Here is a 14,270-nt window from a genome sequence, read left to right as displayed (position 1 = left end):
ATTGGATTCGCTGACAAAAAAGTCTTCTCTCCCCAGCGCCGTAAGAACGGGCAGGGGGATCTGCAATTGCTCGACCAACATTATGATTCCTCGTTTTCCGCCTGACCGCGATACAGAAGGCTGCCCTTATACTGTGACAAAGCAAAGCGCGCCAAGACCCCAATTGCGGCGGCAACCGGAACAGCGACCAACATGCCGACAAATCCAAACAAGGACCCAAAGACAGAGAGAGCCAGCAGCAACCACACCGGGTGTAGGCCGACCGAAGAACCGACAAGGCGAGGGGTGAGAACATTGCCCTCGATCAATTGACCGGATTGGAAAATCGCCCAAACCGCGATGATCGACGGCCAATCCCCCCAGAATTGAAACAGCGCCAACCCAATGGCCAATGCCCCGCCGACCAATGCGCCGACATAGGGAATAAACGTCAGCACACCGGCAATCACGCCAACCACGAGCCCGAATTGCAACCCAACCAGCCACAGGCCAAAGGCATAATAAATACCAAGGATCAGGCAAACAGAGCCCATCCCCCGCACAAAGCCCGACAGAACCCCATCTATTTCACGGGCCAGATAGCGAACGGTTCCGACGTGGTCGCGCGGCAGCAAGGAATCGAGGCGGTCGATCATCCGGTCCCAATCGACAAGCAAATAGACCGCCACCACCGGCGCAATCAGCAATAAGATCGCCAAGTCGATGATCGATTTGGCTGAGTTGAACAGGGTGCCAAGAACCTGGGCCCCTTTTTCTTGGATGATCTGGCCGATTTTCAACAGCGTATCATGTACGATACCGCTATCATCGGTCAGGTAGGGAAAACGTTCGTTCAAAAAAGATTGTAAGTCGGTCAAAAGCTGCGGGGCGGTTTGCGCCAAGGAGATAGCCTGTTGAACCAGGGTCGGAATGACCGCCAGCAACAGGACGGTAAACGTCACAACGCCAATAACGGTGATCACCGCCGTCGCCGCATTGCGCGACAGGCCCATGCGCTCCAAACGATCCGCGACTGGGTCAAGGAAGTACGCGATCGCCCCCCCCAAGACAAAGGGCAGCAGCACATCGCCGAGCAACCACAAAACCAAGGCGGAAATAGCGGACGCGATTCCCCAATATTTAATCTGATCTTTGACGGGCAGGGCCATGGGTGCTCCTTGTTCTCGCTCTACATTGCGTGGAACCGGGGCCGTTTCAAGTGTTCATCCCGCTTTATCGGGCTGTAAAAGCGATAATAGCAGGTGCCGCTCAGCTTCTCCGTGGTTTCCGGTTGAACGCGCCAACTGTTCCAAACCAAGGTGCGCGGCGTAGAACAAACGGGCCTTGGTGCTGTCCCCACCCTCAGAGGTTCTGAGATGCTTGTGCAAAAAGGCAATGCGTAGGGTGTCGACCTCGATCAATGCCGTTTCAACATCTGGGTCCGCCCTTGCCCATTCCCGAATCGCGGGTTCCACGGCGGCCCCGCCAAATCGGGTGGGCGTGTGACTGGCGATGGTGATCAGGGACAGCAACGGGTTTTGATCGGGTGGCAGGTTTTGCAAATCGGCTATGATCGCGTCTGTTGCTTTGTGCTTCCACACGGCCAGCATTGCGGCCTTAAACGCTTGCAAGTCTTTGAAGTGCCAATAAAATGACCCTTTGGTCGTTTTAAGGTCACGGGCTATTGCCTCGGCTCGAAGCGCCGATGGCCCCCCCTGCGACAAGGCGCGGAACCCGGCGGCCAGCCAATCTTCCTGTGACAGTCTTTTTTGCGTCATCACTTTTACCATACGGGTGCGTATTGACTTACCATAGCTATGCGCCCTATCCATACGCAACCGTATGGAGTTGCCGAAATGTCCAAACCCTATTTATGTTTAAGTGCTTTGATGGCCGGAATCGTGGCCGTTCATGTCTTTTTGGGCGGGCCACAATATGCGGAGCCCTTTCTAGACGACCTGTCCACGCCAGACCTGCGCGCAATGTCCCAAGTGTTGTGGCACGCCGTAACCCTTTCGCTCATCTTGGTGGCGCTGGCCTATCTTTGGCTCGGATTTCATCGCAACCCTGCGCTGTTTGTGTTTACATCTGCTCTGCAATTTGGCTGGGCTGGTCTGTTCCTTTTTTACGGAGCAACGCATTTGGGAGAGTTGGCAACACAACCGCAGTGGGTTTTGTTTCTGGGGTTTCCGGCTTCAGCGAGTTGGGCGGAACGGCGGCGGGTGTCTTCTCAACCATAGGGAAAGTTACAGAAAGTTTGATACCAGGCGGTTCAGCTAGGCTATACTGAACCTATGGACTTGCCTGACAAAGATGCCAAACTTTTGGTTCACACGATATTGCAAACAACGGGCGATGCGCTCATGACGGGATGCTTTTCATCCTTCAGCGCCGGTTTCACCTTACCGCAGGTTATCGAAACCTTCGAAAAAAGGCGCGTCGTGACCACGCTTCCGGAGTGGAAAGGTATTTTTGATGATGTGCGCTGGCAATACAGACGGTTGGGTGTGACGCAATTGGTGCGTACATGCCTCGAAGTGAAGCTTCTCTCTCAGGAGAAACTCATATGTACTCATGAAACCCGTTTGATGAACGGCAACCAATTGTTATCAAGACCTTTTCCAGTCTTTTCAGACATGCGCCGCCTTGGTGGGTACTGGAAAATCACAAGAAGCGCATATGCGATCCCTGATAGTCTCGGTTACACCCGTGCGCTAACAGGGCCCCCGGACAAGGAATAATCAACCCGCCCTTGCCAAGCGGCACGGCTTAGCCCAAAACCGCTTGGACACATGTATCAAGGGACATACCGATGCGCCTTTCCCGCTATTTTCTACCGGTCCTCAAGGAAACACCTTCTGAGGCCCAGATCGTCAGCCACCGCTATATGTTGCGCGCCGGCATGATCAAACAATCCAGTGCCGGGATTTATTCCTGGTTGCCGCTGGGCTTTAAGGTTCTCAAAAAGATCGAGAATATTGTGCACGAAGAGCAAGAGCGGGCGGGTCACATCCCAATGCTCATGCCAACGTTGCAATCGGCGGACCTTTGGAAGGAAAGCGGGCGGTATGATGACTATGGCGAAGAGATGCTGCGCATCAATGACCGTCATGGCCGGGATATGCTTTATGGCCCCACCAACGAAGAGCTGATCACCGATATTTTCCGCTCCAACGTGTCGAGCTATAAGGACTTGCCTCTGACGCTTTATCACGTCCAGTGGAAGTTCCGCGATGAAATCCGCCCGCGCTTTGGCGTGATGCGTGGCCGCGAATTCTATATGAAAGACGGCTACAACTTTGACCTCACCAAAGAGGATGCGTTGCACGCCTATAACCGTCATTTGGTGAGCTACCTACGCACCTATGAACGCATGGGCTTGCAAGCGATCCCAATGCGCGCCGACGGTGGCCCAATTGGCGGTGACTATACGCATGAATTCCTTGTTCTTGCCGAAACAGGTGAGTCCGAGGTGTTCTATGACAGCGCCGTAACCGATCTGACCTTTGGTGATCGTGACATTGACTATGATGACGTGGCACAGTGCCAAGGCGTTTTGGAAGAGTTCACCACCAAATACGCCCGCACCGACGAGACCCACGACGAAGCCTTGTTCAATGACGTCCCCGAGGAGCGTCGTCGCACCGCGCGCGGCATCGAAGTTGGTCAGATTTTCTACTTTGGCACCAAGTATTCCGAAGCCATGGGCGCTACGGTTCAAGATAGTGACGGCAAGGCCGTTCCTGTTCATATGGGGTCACATGGTATTGGCGTGTCGCGTCTGTTGGGCGCGATCATTGAGGCCTCGCATGACGACAAGGGCATCATTTGGCCAGAAGGCGTGACGCCGTTCCATTGTGGGATCGTGAACCTGAAATCCGGCGACGACGCGGCCGATGCCGCCTGTGAAGCGATCTACAAATCACTGACCGCCATGGGTCTTGAACCGCTTTATGACGACACCAAAGAGCGGGCCGGGGGCAAGTTCGCCTCGATGGACCTTATTGGTTTGCCATGGCGGATCACCGTTGGCCCACGCGGGTTGAAAAACGGCGTGGTCGAACTGACCTCGCGCCGTACCGGTGAGAGCGAAGAGATGCCGCCAGAAGCCGCAATCGAGCGGATCGCGCAGATCTATGGGAAATCAGCGGTTTAACCCCCTGTTTCCTTAAATACCGAGAATAGCCGCCGTCCCAAAGTTGGGGCGGTGGTTTTTTGTTGATTGTCGGTTTTCGACCTCCACAAAATTGCATCCTGTTTCTGGCTCGGGCATGATCCCCTAAAACGGAGGCAAAGAAGATGCGTGCTTTGATGATGGCGGTGTGTGTCCTCGTTGGTGTTGCGACATTGGCCAATGCAGGGAATTTCGGCAAATATGGTGTCTCTGCTCAGGTTCCGCAGGGGTTTGCCATTCAACCGCCGCCCGGCAATGACGACGGTCGACGATTTGTTGACAAGAACGGGGCCGAAATTCGCGTCTGGGGCGGTTGGCGGATTGAGAGCATTGCAGGTGATGAAGCTGGAATGCGTGATTACTATCAAGAGATTGGCGGCGTTGTGACCTACGATGCACGCGGAAACGGATGGTATGTCTTGTCTGGATACTTTGGACAGTCTATTTTCTACCTAAGGGTCGAAAATGGCCTGACCTGCGGACGAGAAGAGGCCCGCGCTTCGATGGAGTTCGTCTATCCCGAAGACAGCCGCGCCGCTTATGACCCGCTGGTTGGGCCGCTGGCCAAATCCTTGGGTTTTGGTCCGTGCTAGAGGGGCTGGTATGATTTTGCGAAGCCTGGCCTTGGCCGGAGGGTTGACGGGGGCGGCGGGATTGTCGCAATTCCCAGAGTTTTCTCAACAATACATGCAGCGTTTGGGCGGGGCCGTGGATGAATTGAAGGTTATCACCGATCAATATGACCGCGATGCACAATCGGCTGGGCTTGAATTACCGGATTACATTGAGGCGCTGTCTGAGGAAGGGGACTTAAGCAAGACCCAAGCCGGCAACATGCAAGCGCATGTCAATCGGTATCAAACCTTGTCTACGGCGTTGACCTCGCTGCAAGGGGCGGGGCCGTTTATGCGCGCACGTTTGGCGGCGCATATGGCCGATCAAGGGGTTGCGGCGCGCGCCTACGAAGATTTCAAACCTGCAATTCCGGTCACCTTTGAAGGCGCGGTGTTCGCGGGAACCGGATTTTTGGGTGGTTGGCTTGGAGCGAGCGCTTTGTTTGCACTGATGCAAGCCTTCTGGAATTCCGTCACCGGAGTGTTCCGGAGACGGGCCTAGCTAGGGAGCGCAGCAAAATCCATGCATGGATTTTGAAAATTCCGTGCACGGAATTTGGTCTCGCCGGCCTCAAGCGACCGCTTTTACCTCGGCGACAATCCCGTCAACAACCTGTTCCAAAAGGCCGGGATCTTCACACTCGGCCATAACACGGATCAGCGGTTCTGTTCCTGATTTGCGGATCAACAACCGCCCCTTGCCTTGCAGCAGTCCTTCCGCTTCTGAAATCGCCGATTGGACCGACGAGACGTCCAAAGGGGTTTGTCCTTCACCGAAACGCACGTTTTTCAACAGCTGAGGAACCGGTTCAAAATTGCGGGTCAAGGCGGATGCCGGGCGGCCACTGCGCACCATTTCCGCTAGGAATTGCATACCTGCCATCAACCCATCGCCCGTTGTGGCATAGTCGGTCATAACGATATGGCCCGATTGCTCTCCACCAAGGTTCCAGCCGTTTTTCCGCATGGCTTCGACAACATAGCGGTCGCCGACTTGCGTGCGTTCTAGTCGCAGACCTTTGCCCGCGAGGAAACGTTCCAGGCCAAGGTTCGACATGACCGTGGCCACCAAAGCCCCGCCAGAAAGGCGTTCTTCGGCAGCCCAACGTGCGGCCATCAGGGCCATGATCTGATCGCCATCAGCGATTTGGCCCTTTTCATCAATCAGGATGATCCGGTCCGCATCGCCATCCAGGCAAATGCCGACATCCGCACCATTTTCGATCACCGCCGCCGCGGCTTTTTGTGGTTTGGTTGAGCCGCAGCCTTCGTTGATGTTCAAACCGTTTGGCTCGACTCCCAAAGGGATCACCGTTGCGCCAAGTTCCCAGAGAATTTCCGGTGCGGTGCGATAGGCGGCCCCATTGGCGCAATCGACAACAACTTTGATCCCATCCAAGCGCAGGCCCGAGGGGAGGGTGCTTTTGACCCGCTCTTGATACCGCGATCGCCCGTCGTCGATCCGCCGGGCGCGTCCGATGTTTTCGGGATGAGCAGGGCGCACCCCCTCGGTCACCAAGGCTTCGATCTCGGCTTCGACGGTATCAGAGAGTTTAAACCCATCTGGCCCGAAAAACTTGATGCCATTGTCGGCGGCGGGGTTGTGGCTGGCGGAGATCATGATCCCCAAATCAGCCCGCATCGACGGGGTCAAAAGACCGACGGCAGGTGTTGGAACCGGGCCAAGCAGCAGAACATTCATACCGGTCGATGTCAGCCCGGCAGTCAACGCGTTTTCAAACATATAGCCGGAAAGACGCGTGTCTTTGCCAATCACAACCCGGTGCACACCACCGCGTTCGTTGCGAAAATAACGCCCGACGGCGGCCCCTAGCATCAAGGCCATTTCGGCAGTCATAGGATAACTATTGGCGGTGCCGCGCACCCCATCGGTCCCAAAAAGCTTACGTTTCAAATTGTTCTCCCTTCCAAATGGCTTTCCAGACATCAACGGCTTGTGCCGTTTCGGCGACGTCATGGACGCGGAGGATCTGGACCCCTTGGTTCAGAGCGAAAAGTGCGGTGGCAACGGACCCAGGCATTCGCGCAGAGGCCGGAACGACTCCGGTGATTTTGCGAATGAAACCCTTGCGAGACGCCCCAAGAAGGATCGGGCATCCGAGTGCGTGAAACAATGAGATGCCGTTAATCAAGGAAAGGTTGTGCTGAAGGCTTTTGCCAAATCCAATACCCGGATCAACGATGATTTGATCACGCGAAATCCCAAGCTCGGCCAGCATGGAGATCTGGGCATTGAGAAAATCAAACACATCCAACAAGACGCAGTCATAGGTTGGATCGATCTGCATGGCATGCGGTTCGCCTTGGGCATGCATGATGCAAACCGGCAGGTTCTGATCGGCGCAATAGCGCCCAAGCATCCGGTCATAAGTAAAGCCGGACACGTCATTGACAATAGTCGCCCCCGCATGAACGGCGGCTTCGGCAACGCTCGATTTGCGGGTATCAACAGAGATCGGTAAGGGGTGCTCGTGGCGCACGGCGCGAATGACTGGCTCGATCCGGGCTATCTCGGCTTCGGCGGGTACGGTTTCAGCACCAGGGCGGGTGCTTTCGCCACCAATGTCAAAAAGGTCCGCCCCATCGGCAACCATTTGCGATGCATGCTGCAATGCGCGCGCGGGCGAGCTATGAAGCCCGCCGTCGGAAAAGCTATCTGGGGTGACATTTAAAATCCCCATCAAGCGTGGCTGATCCATGCTTATTCCGGCGATGTTAGACCGTGGCGCGCTGATATTGGCAAGCCATTCGGCGGGCACGTCATCAATATGAATTATGGTTTGGCTGTCGTCGTCACGTCGGTGCAAAACCGCGTGGGTGAACCATCCCGATCCCCCGGCGACCGCCAATGCATTGGACGGGCGCGGGATGTCAAAACGGACAAGTGGTCGGTAATACTCGTTCATTCTGCTTCCGTCACTGATCCTTGCCAACTTAGCAAGTCCCTTGCCATGTCGCTAGAACAAGCTGTCGCCCGGGGCAAGGGTGCGGATCGCAACAGGTGCCTCCTCGGGCAAAGCTTCGCCGATGACAACCATTTCGCAGGCATCAATTTCCCCGGCAAACCATGCAGATAGGGCAACGGCGTCTTTTGGTTGAATTTCAGGGCCTTGAACAGAATCCAAAACCACTTTGGACGGGGCCCAAACACAGATTTGATCGTTTTTCATGGCCCAATCAAGTTCGGTCCGGGTTGCAACAACTTTGCAACGCAGATCACGCGCCGCCAGACACCACCCGTTTTGTTCAATTGCCAAAAGGTCGATCCGGCGTTGGGTCATCACATGCCCGGATTGAGGCCGCGCGTTTTCAGGCAGACCAACGCAGAGGATCAACGGCGCTTTGCGCTTTGCCAACACATCAATCCATTCCGGCAGACGCGGATCTTGGATCGCCGCATTTGAGAGATAAACAACCCGCGGGTGGGGCTGTTCTTGGGCAACTTCATCCGCCAGGCTTTCCAAATGATCTGCGACGTCCCGTTTGGCGCGCACGATTTCAACGCCTAGCGCGCCGGGGCCACGGTCAATCTTTTCGATCCGGACGAAGGTGCGGAGCGCTTGTGGTTCAAGTAAAATCCGTTCAGCGATGCGCTCAGCCAGCGTTTCCAGAAGATTTAGCCGTTCGGCTTCCAATTCATGTGCAATGGCTTCAGTGACGCGGTCGTAGGACAAGATGCGATCAACATCGTCGTCGATATGTCCTTTGAAGGGAACAACTTCGACGACAACATTAAAGCGCACCCGTTGGGTTGTACCACGTTCGTCTTGAAAGGCCCCAATTTCGACCTCGACCACATGGTCACGCAGGCTGATGCGGTCGCGCGGTTCTTCTCCGGCGGTGGCAATGGCCCGTTCAGACGGGTGGGCAAAGGCAAGGCGTGTTTCACTGGCCATCGTTCACGGCTCCAAAGGCGTCAGATTTGCGCGGTATACGCGCTACGCCCGGCAAAGGAAACCAGCAGAGGCGGCAGCCAAAGCAGCGACAGCGACACAGTTAGGGTTTGTAAAAAAGATGAACACCAATTTTTGCAGTGCGGTCGAATTTACGTGACCAATTCGGGCTTACGGCGGTGGTGTGGTAATAGGTGGCCCCGTTTGTCAACTGACGCGGGGCACCGTCCAACATAGCCTTAGCCACTTTGCCAACACGTTCCCATGAGGCGGGTTCGTGAATGTTTTCGGGGCGGCCATCACAGGTATAGGTGAACTGACAGGCGTATTTGCGCCCGGTCCCTTGATTGATCACACTGCAGACCGAGTTTGGAAACTTCTTGCTTTCAACGCGGTTGAGGATCACTTCGGCAACGGCAAATTGCCCTTTGACCGTTTCACCGCGGGCCTCAAAATACAAAGCTTCGGAAAGACAGCGCCATTCGCGTCCACCATTGGCGCGGGGTTGCGATGCCAGCCAAACCTTATTGTATCGTACATTTGACCCGCCGGGCAAAGACACCGGTGTTGCTTGGGGGATCACAGTGACGAGTTTGGTCAGATGGGCCGCATTGGCGTTGCTTAGGGCGCGCTGCTCCATCGACATCAAGCGTTTTGCTTTGCCATGGGTGCTATCGGCAGAGGCCGGTTGGCTGGCGAAAACGCTGGCCCCAACAATGGCGGCAACAAGGCTCAAGCATCTGATCATTGACTGTCTCAACTCTGTTCGACTTCTCAGGCAAGGGACTCATCCCCTCGCAAACCCGGCTTACATACAAAATTACGCAAATTGCGTAAACCCGGCCAGATTTAGGGGGGGCTGCCTAAAAAATCAGCTGATTTTGTCGGTGATCGCTAATTGTGCTGCCGCCAGACGGGCGACGGGGACACGAAAGGGAGAGCAACTCACATAGTCCATTCCAACGGCGCGGCAAAAGGCGATCGAGGCGGGGTTGCCGCCGTGTTCACCACAGATCGACAGGGTCACATCCTTTTGAACCATGCGCGCGCGTTCCGCCCCAATGGCCAACAATTCGCCGACGCCTTCGATGTCAAGAACATGGAACGGGTCTTCGTTAAAGACACCTTGTTGTACATAGTCCGACATAAAGCGCCCGGCATCATCGCGGGACAACCCATAGGTCATTTGCGTCAAATCGTTGGTGCCAAATGATAAAAACTGAGAATGTGGAACAATGTCACCGGCACGCAAACAGGCGCGCGGCGTTTCCACCATGACGCCAAGCCGATAGGTGAACTCTTCGCCGCGTTCCGCCCGGACGGCTGCTGCGACCGCATCAATGCGCGAGCGGATCAATTCAACCTCGCGTTTGGCGGACACCAGCGGCAACATAATTTCCGGGACAACCGGCTCGCCAACGGCGGATGTATCCAGCGTCGCCTCAAAAATTGCCCGCGCTTGCATGTCATAAATCTCGGGCAAGGTGATTCCCAAGCGCACGCCGCGCAAACCCAACATTGGGTTGTATTCCCCCAAAGCTTCTACGCGTCGTGTCACATCGGACACAGGTAGGTCGAGCGCCTCGGCCAAATCCCGCAATCCGGCCCGATCCGAGGGCAGGAATTCGTGCAAGGGCGGATCAAACAGACGGATGACTACCGGCAGTCCTTCCATGATCCGAAAGAGTTCCGAAAAATCGGCACGCTGCATCGGCAGCAAAATTGCCAAAGCGGCCTGCCGGTCCTCAGGGGTGTCGGCAAAGATCATCTCACGCATGGGCGTGATGCGATCCGCCTCAAAGAACATGTGTTCTGTCCGGCAGAGCCCAATGCCCTGCGCCGCAAAATTGCGGGCGGTGGCCGCATCGGCCGGGGTGTCGGCATTGGCGCGAATGGAAATATCGCGCTCACCATCGGCCCATGTCATCAACGTTTGGAACGCATCGTCCAACGTGGCCTCAACCGTTGCCGGTGCCCCGGCGAGAATTTGGCCATTGGTGCCATCAAGGGTGATAGTATCGCCTTCGCGAAACACCTTGCCATTTGCCCCGGTGATGGTTTTGCGCTTTTGGTTGAGCTTCATCCGCGCCGCGCCAACCACACAAGGGGTCCCAAGCCCGCGCCCAATAACGGCGGCGTGGCTTGTCATACCGCCCCGTTCGGTCAAAACTCCGGCGGCTGCATGCATGCCTCGGATGTCCTCGGGCGAGGTTTCGCGACGCACCAGAATACAGGGTTCGTTGCGCGCAAGGCTGGCCTGCGCTTCGGCGGCGGAGAAAACGATCCGGCCAGTGGCGGCACCGGGGGAGGCGGCAATGCCAATTCCAATCACATCGCGCGGGGCGTCCGGCGCGATCTGGCGGTGCAACAACTCCGAAATGGCGCGCGGTTCAATCCGCATTACCGCTTCTTGCCGCGGGATGATCCCATCTTCGGCCAAACGCACTGCGATACGGACTGCGGCGCGCGGAGACCGGTGGACACGGACGCCATCCAGAATATGCACCTCACCGCCGACAAGCGTAAATTCGATCTGCATTTCTTCGCGCAGCTTGCGTCGCATCAGTTCGGCATGTTCTTGCAAACGCGCGAAAATCTCAGGCTCGGCCTCTTCAAGAGACGGGCCGCGCGGGTCGCAGACGAGGTAAAGGCTCTCGCTTTCCTGTTGCAGGGCTTCGCGCCCTTGGCTTTGGCTTAGATAGCGCCCCGTGACTTGTGGCAACCCGGTATCAGAATTGACCAGCTGCAAGACCCCGGACCCACATTCGCCCTGACCAAGCCCCAAGGCCATCTCTTGGACAACCAAACCAAGGCCCGCATCAAGCGGCGCGCCTTTGGCTTGTCTCAAGAGCCGCGCGGTGGTGCCTTCCCATGCGCGGGCCATCGAGCGTAACACTTCAGAAAGTTGTACGGCCGGATCCTGAGGAAAGGGCTCTTCGGCCTCGTCTTCATAGGCGCGTAGGGCTTCGGTCAATCCATCGACGCCAGTCGCTGCAATCTCTTCAAACATGTCCGGGTCAAGCCGGGCCACATGGATCGCAAAGCTTTGGACAAACCGAAAATACAGTTCAGCAGCAGCATCCACCCCAAGGCTGGCCGAAAGGAGGACCATGCGCGCATCGTTCATTCCGATATTCAGAATCGCGCCGGGGCCGCCCCAATCAGGGTCTTCGGACGACGGGCGCACACAAAGCAAGGCGCTGTCGCCAAAACCGGCGACCAAGGCCTGCATATCGGGCATATCGCCACCGGCGATTTTATGAACCATGTCAAAGGAAAGGGACACTGTGCGTGGGACAGGTAGATCCAGCCGTAAAAGCCGCTGCAGGCATTTGGCCCGTCCGCCATGGGTTGGCGTTGCCATTGGCGCGGTGGCGGTGATCAAGGTCACATCGGGGTTTTGGTCGTCTGGTTTCTGCACTGCGGCACCTTTTTCTTGCCGGGCAGCATAGGGGGGCTGGGCGCTCTGGCAAGCGGGTTTAACGAAACGTTAACGTCGCAGGGGGGGCACGCGGTCGGCATTTGCCATCTGATACCGCAATTTTGCCTAACAAACAAAGAACGGGCGGCTTTGGATCAGCCGCCCGTTTTTAGGGCCTAGACCCTAATCTTTTGTCACCGAAGAAGGTTAGCTTCACCTTATTCCCAGCAGCTTACCAAAACAGTGGTATCCGCAGCCAGAGCGGTTAAATCTTCGGGCGCCATAATGCTTGCACCGCTATTGGACACGGCGCGCACACCATTGGCATTCATGAAGGACAGCAATTCGTCGGTCTTGGCGGCAAAGCTGACATCCTCGGGTAGGCGGCGGTTGCCGGTGTCCCCCTTGGTTTGCATCATGCCAACGACAAGGCCACCGGCATCAAAAACCGGGCCACCGGCGTCACCGGGCAATGAGGCAAGCGCCAGACGCACCAACTCATCTTCACCGGCCAAACCTTGCAGGTCTTCCAAGGTGCCAAAGGTCAGGGTCGGCGCGCTTAGGCGTCCGCCAAAGCTATAACCGGCCACGGCAATTTCAGATTGCAATCGCGGAGCATCAGAGCGGAACGACGCAACACGACGCGGAGCAAGGCTTTGCGCCGGGCGTAGAACTGCCACCCCCAAGGTGTCATCGCTTGCGATCAGTTTGGCATCAAAGACACCATCCAATGTGACCCGCGAACACCCTGCTACGGTTGCCGCGCTGGTGAGAACAGTGCCGCGATTGTCGACGAAAAAGCCCGAAGCGTTTTCGCGCGGTGTACGCACCTTGAGACCTGAAACGAGATCAACCGCCTGACCGGCATCGGTCACGGCGGCCGGGTCCAACACGCCTGCGGTGCGTTCCCAGCTGTCTTGCATCAAGCCCAGAACACGGGTGCGACGCTCTTCATCGCCGGTCGGCCAGATCAGAGTAAAGCCCTTGATCTCACCATTTCTAAGACCAACTTCGGTGTGGCTGGTGATGCGGGCGTTTTCACCCGTTAGCAAAAAGCCGTTTTTGTCCCGCTTGCGGGTGCCATCCAGCGGCACGATCTCAAGCGTTTGCATGATCTCGTAAAGACCATTCATGGTTTTGCGATCGCCCGGTTGGCTGATCAACAGGACCTGCGCCCCGTCAACAACTCCGGTGCCATCCAAAAGCGCAAAGGGCGCTTCGTAGCGATCAAAGGCAACCGCCCCCAACGGCAGCTGCATAGAGATACCGGCGCGCGGGTCGTTGAATTGGGCCATGCCCATGCCGTCGAGAATGGCGTTATATTGACGGAGCAATTCGGCGCGTTGCAACGTAGTGAGGATGCCGGTCTTTTCATAACCGTTCTGAACCTGCCAGTCGCCCATGGCGCGGCGGGTTCCCCGGCCATAGGCCCCATCAATGGCTGCGGTATAGACACCGGCCCATTTCATCGCGATCTGAAGGTCTTTACGCTCGTCTCGTGTCAGTTTCGCTTCGCTGGCGCGGGCCTGACGCGGCGTTTCTTCGACGATTTCCGGCTCTGGCTCTGGTTCGGGGGCAGGGGTCGCCTCGGCGACTGGAACCTCTGGTGTCGCCGTTTCTGCGATTGGCTCTGGTGCAGGTTGCGCCACTACCGGATCCGGGCGTGGATTGAGGTCAGACAACACCTGTGCCCCAACCGGCCAAAACTGCCGCCCATAGGCGCGTGGCACTTCGATATAGGCGTCACTGGGGATCAATCCGCGGCGCTGAAGGTTTTGCAACACCGATTGCGCCTGATCGCGGCTATAGGGGCCAAGGGCTACACCATACCATCCGCCACCAAGCGAAAAACCGTTCACGTCCGGCAAGGCACCGGAGTATGAGTCAACACTTTGCTGGGCACCATTCAAAGAGGTGCGCGCTTCGATTTGGATAAAGACGGCATCTTCCTGAGCTAGCGCTACGCCCGCCGTTAGCATCAGCGCCGCCAGCCCACCAATCAAACTTTTCTTCATACGCAATTTCGACCTCGGGTCACAATCATTGTCCTGTCCATTTAGGCATTCTTAGCAGAAGCTTGCCCGGTTGCACGTCAAAAGTGGCATGTATCCTTGACCCAGAGTTGACCCCAGCCGCCAGCGCGCCTAATCAGGCGGCACGTATGGACG

13 protein-coding genes are annotated in these 14,270 nt (G+C 56.6%); 5 read left to right on the top strand and 8 right to left on the bottom strand.

Annotation, left to right across the window (positions count from 1 at the left end; translation table 11 throughout):
- Window positions 1–80 precede the first annotated feature (80 nt).
- Both AC5EFR_RS14560 and AC5EFR_RS14555 read right to left on the bottom strand, forming a co-directional pair.
- Window positions 81–1,148 carry an AI-2E family transporter gene (locus AC5EFR_RS14560; protein WP_493576513.1) on the bottom strand — a complete coding sequence of 356 codons (1,068 nt, stop codon included), beginning with the start codon at window positions 1,146–1,148 and terminating at the stop codon, window positions 81–83.
- A 54-nt stretch (window positions 1,149–1,202) separates the two neighbouring features.
- A complete protein-coding gene (locus AC5EFR_RS14555; RefSeq protein ID WP_493576512.1) occupies window positions 1,203–1,757 on the bottom strand; it encodes a TetR/AcrR family transcriptional regulator in 555 nt (184 codons plus the stop codon).
- 78 nt (window positions 1,758–1,835) lie between these two features.
- Here AC5EFR_RS14555 and AC5EFR_RS14550 point away from each other — a divergent pair, with 78 nt between their 5' ends.
- The 5 genes from AC5EFR_RS14550 (at window position 1,836) to AC5EFR_RS14530 (ending at window position 5,269) form a co-directional block, all read left to right on the top strand.
- Window positions 1,836–2,219 carry a hypothetical protein gene (locus AC5EFR_RS14550; RefSeq protein ID WP_493576511.1) on the top strand — a complete coding sequence of 128 codons (384 nt, stop codon included), beginning with the start codon at window positions 1,836–1,838 and terminating at the stop codon, window positions 2,217–2,219.
- A gap of 54 nt (window positions 2,220–2,273) precedes the next feature.
- Window positions 2,274–2,720 carry a hypothetical protein gene (locus tag AC5EFR_RS14545; RefSeq protein ID WP_493576510.1) on the top strand — a complete coding sequence of 149 codons (447 nt, stop codon included), beginning with the start codon at window positions 2,274–2,276 and terminating at the stop codon, window positions 2,718–2,720.
- Window positions 2,721–2,791: 71 nt separating this feature from the next.
- Window positions 2,792–4,135: a proline--tRNA ligase gene (gene proS / locus AC5EFR_RS14540; protein ID WP_493576509.1), complete on the top strand. Its 1,344-nt coding sequence runs from the start codon at window positions 2,792–2,794 to the stop codon at window positions 4,133–4,135.
- Window positions 4,136–4,278: 143 nt separating this feature from the next.
- Entirely contained in the window at window positions 4,279–4,746 is a 468-nt protein-coding gene (locus AC5EFR_RS14535) for a hypothetical protein (RefSeq protein ID WP_493576508.1), read from the top strand.
- A 10-nt stretch (window positions 4,747–4,756) separates the two neighbouring features.
- Window positions 4,757–5,269, top strand: coding sequence for a DUF2937 family protein (locus AC5EFR_RS14530; protein ID WP_493576507.1), 513 nt, complete (start codon window positions 4,757–4,759; stop codon window positions 5,267–5,269).
- Window positions 5,270–5,338: 69 nt separating this feature from the next.
- Here the strand turns inward: AC5EFR_RS14530 and glmM are convergent, their stop codons facing one another.
- The 6 genes from glmM to AC5EFR_RS14500 form a co-directional block, all read right to left on the bottom strand.
- Complete coding sequence (glmM, locus tag AC5EFR_RS14525; RefSeq protein ID WP_493576506.1) at window positions 5,339–6,682, bottom strand: phosphoglucosamine mutase; 1,344 nt, start codon at window positions 6,680–6,682, stop codon at window positions 5,339–5,341.
- A complete protein-coding gene (folP, locus tag AC5EFR_RS14520) occupies window positions 6,672–7,694 on the bottom strand; it encodes a dihydropteroate synthase (RefSeq protein WP_493576505.1) in 1,023 nt (340 codons plus the stop codon). Before folP ends, glmM begins: the two co-directional genes overlap by 11 nt.
- 51 nt (window positions 7,695–7,745) lie before the next feature.
- On the bottom strand, window positions 7,746–8,684 hold the full coding sequence (locus tag AC5EFR_RS14515; RefSeq protein ID WP_493576504.1) for a dihydroneopterin aldolase: 939 nt from the start codon (window positions 8,682–8,684) through the stop codon (window positions 7,746–7,748).
- 100 nt (window positions 8,685–8,784) lie between these two features.
- On the bottom strand, window positions 8,785–9,429 hold the full coding sequence (locus AC5EFR_RS14510) for a cell wall hydrolase (RefSeq protein WP_493576503.1): 645 nt from the start codon (window positions 9,427–9,429) through the stop codon (window positions 8,785–8,787).
- A gap of 123 nt (window positions 9,430–9,552) precedes the next feature.
- Window positions 9,553–12,045, bottom strand: a complete 2,493-nt coding sequence (locus AC5EFR_RS14505; RefSeq protein WP_493576549.1) for a putative PEP-binding protein — start codon at window positions 12,043–12,045, stop codon at window positions 9,553–9,555.
- Window positions 12,046–12,320: 275 nt separating this feature from the next.
- On the bottom strand, window positions 12,321–14,117 hold the full coding sequence (locus tag AC5EFR_RS14500; protein ID WP_493576502.1) for a serine protease: 1,797 nt from the start codon (window positions 14,115–14,117) through the stop codon (window positions 12,321–12,323).
- Window positions 14,118–14,270: the final 153 nt, after the last annotated feature.

Source organism: Pelagimonas sp. (genome assembly GCF_058892305.1).
The sequence above is the reverse complement of the archived record's forward strand: the minus strand, read 5'-3'. Positions and strand labels throughout refer to the sequence as shown.

Excerpts from the sequence above, each read along its gene's own strand:
- AC5EFR_RS14515 (WP_493576504.1), bottom strand. The coding sequence starts at position 8,684 with ATGGCCAGTGAAACACGCCTTGCCTTTGCCCACCCGTCTGAACGGGCC.
- AC5EFR_RS14550 (WP_493576511.1), top strand. The coding sequence starts at position 1,836 with ATGTCCAAACCCTATTTATGTTTAAGTGCTTTGATGGCCGGAATCGTG.
- AC5EFR_RS14530 (WP_493576507.1), top strand. The coding sequence starts at position 4,757 with ATGATTTTGCGAAGCCTGGCCTTGGCCGGAGGGTTGACGGGGGCGGCG.
- folP (WP_493576505.1), bottom strand. The coding sequence starts at position 7,694 with ATGAACGAGTATTACCGACCACTTGTCCGTTTTGACATCCCGCGCCCG.
- AC5EFR_RS14560 (WP_493576513.1), bottom strand. The coding sequence starts at position 1,148 with ATGGCCCTGCCCGTCAAAGATCAGATTAAATATTGGGGAATCGCGTCC.
- proS (WP_493576509.1), top strand. The coding sequence starts at position 2,792 with ATGCGCCTTTCCCGCTATTTTCTACCGGTCCTCAAGGAAACACCTTCT.
- AC5EFR_RS14535 (WP_493576508.1), top strand. The coding sequence starts at position 4,279 with ATGCGTGCTTTGATGATGGCGGTGTGTGTCCTCGTTGGTGTTGCGACA.
- AC5EFR_RS14545 (WP_493576510.1), top strand. The coding sequence starts at position 2,274 with ATGGACTTGCCTGACAAAGATGCCAAACTTTTGGTTCACACGATATTG.
- AC5EFR_RS14505 (WP_493576549.1), bottom strand. The coding sequence starts at position 12,045 with ATGGCAACGCCAACCCATGGCGGACGGGCCAAATGCCTGCAGCGGCTT.
- AC5EFR_RS14510 (WP_493576503.1), bottom strand. The coding sequence starts at position 9,429 with ATGATCAGATGCTTGAGCCTTGTTGCCGCCATTGTTGGGGCCAGCGTT.
- AC5EFR_RS14555 (WP_493576512.1), bottom strand. The coding sequence starts at position 1,757 with ATGACGCAAAAAAGACTGTCACAGGAAGATTGGCTGGCCGCCGGGTTC.
- AC5EFR_RS14500 (WP_493576502.1), bottom strand. The coding sequence starts at position 14,117 with ATGAAGAAAAGTTTGATTGGTGGGCTGGCGGCGCTGATGCTAACGGCG.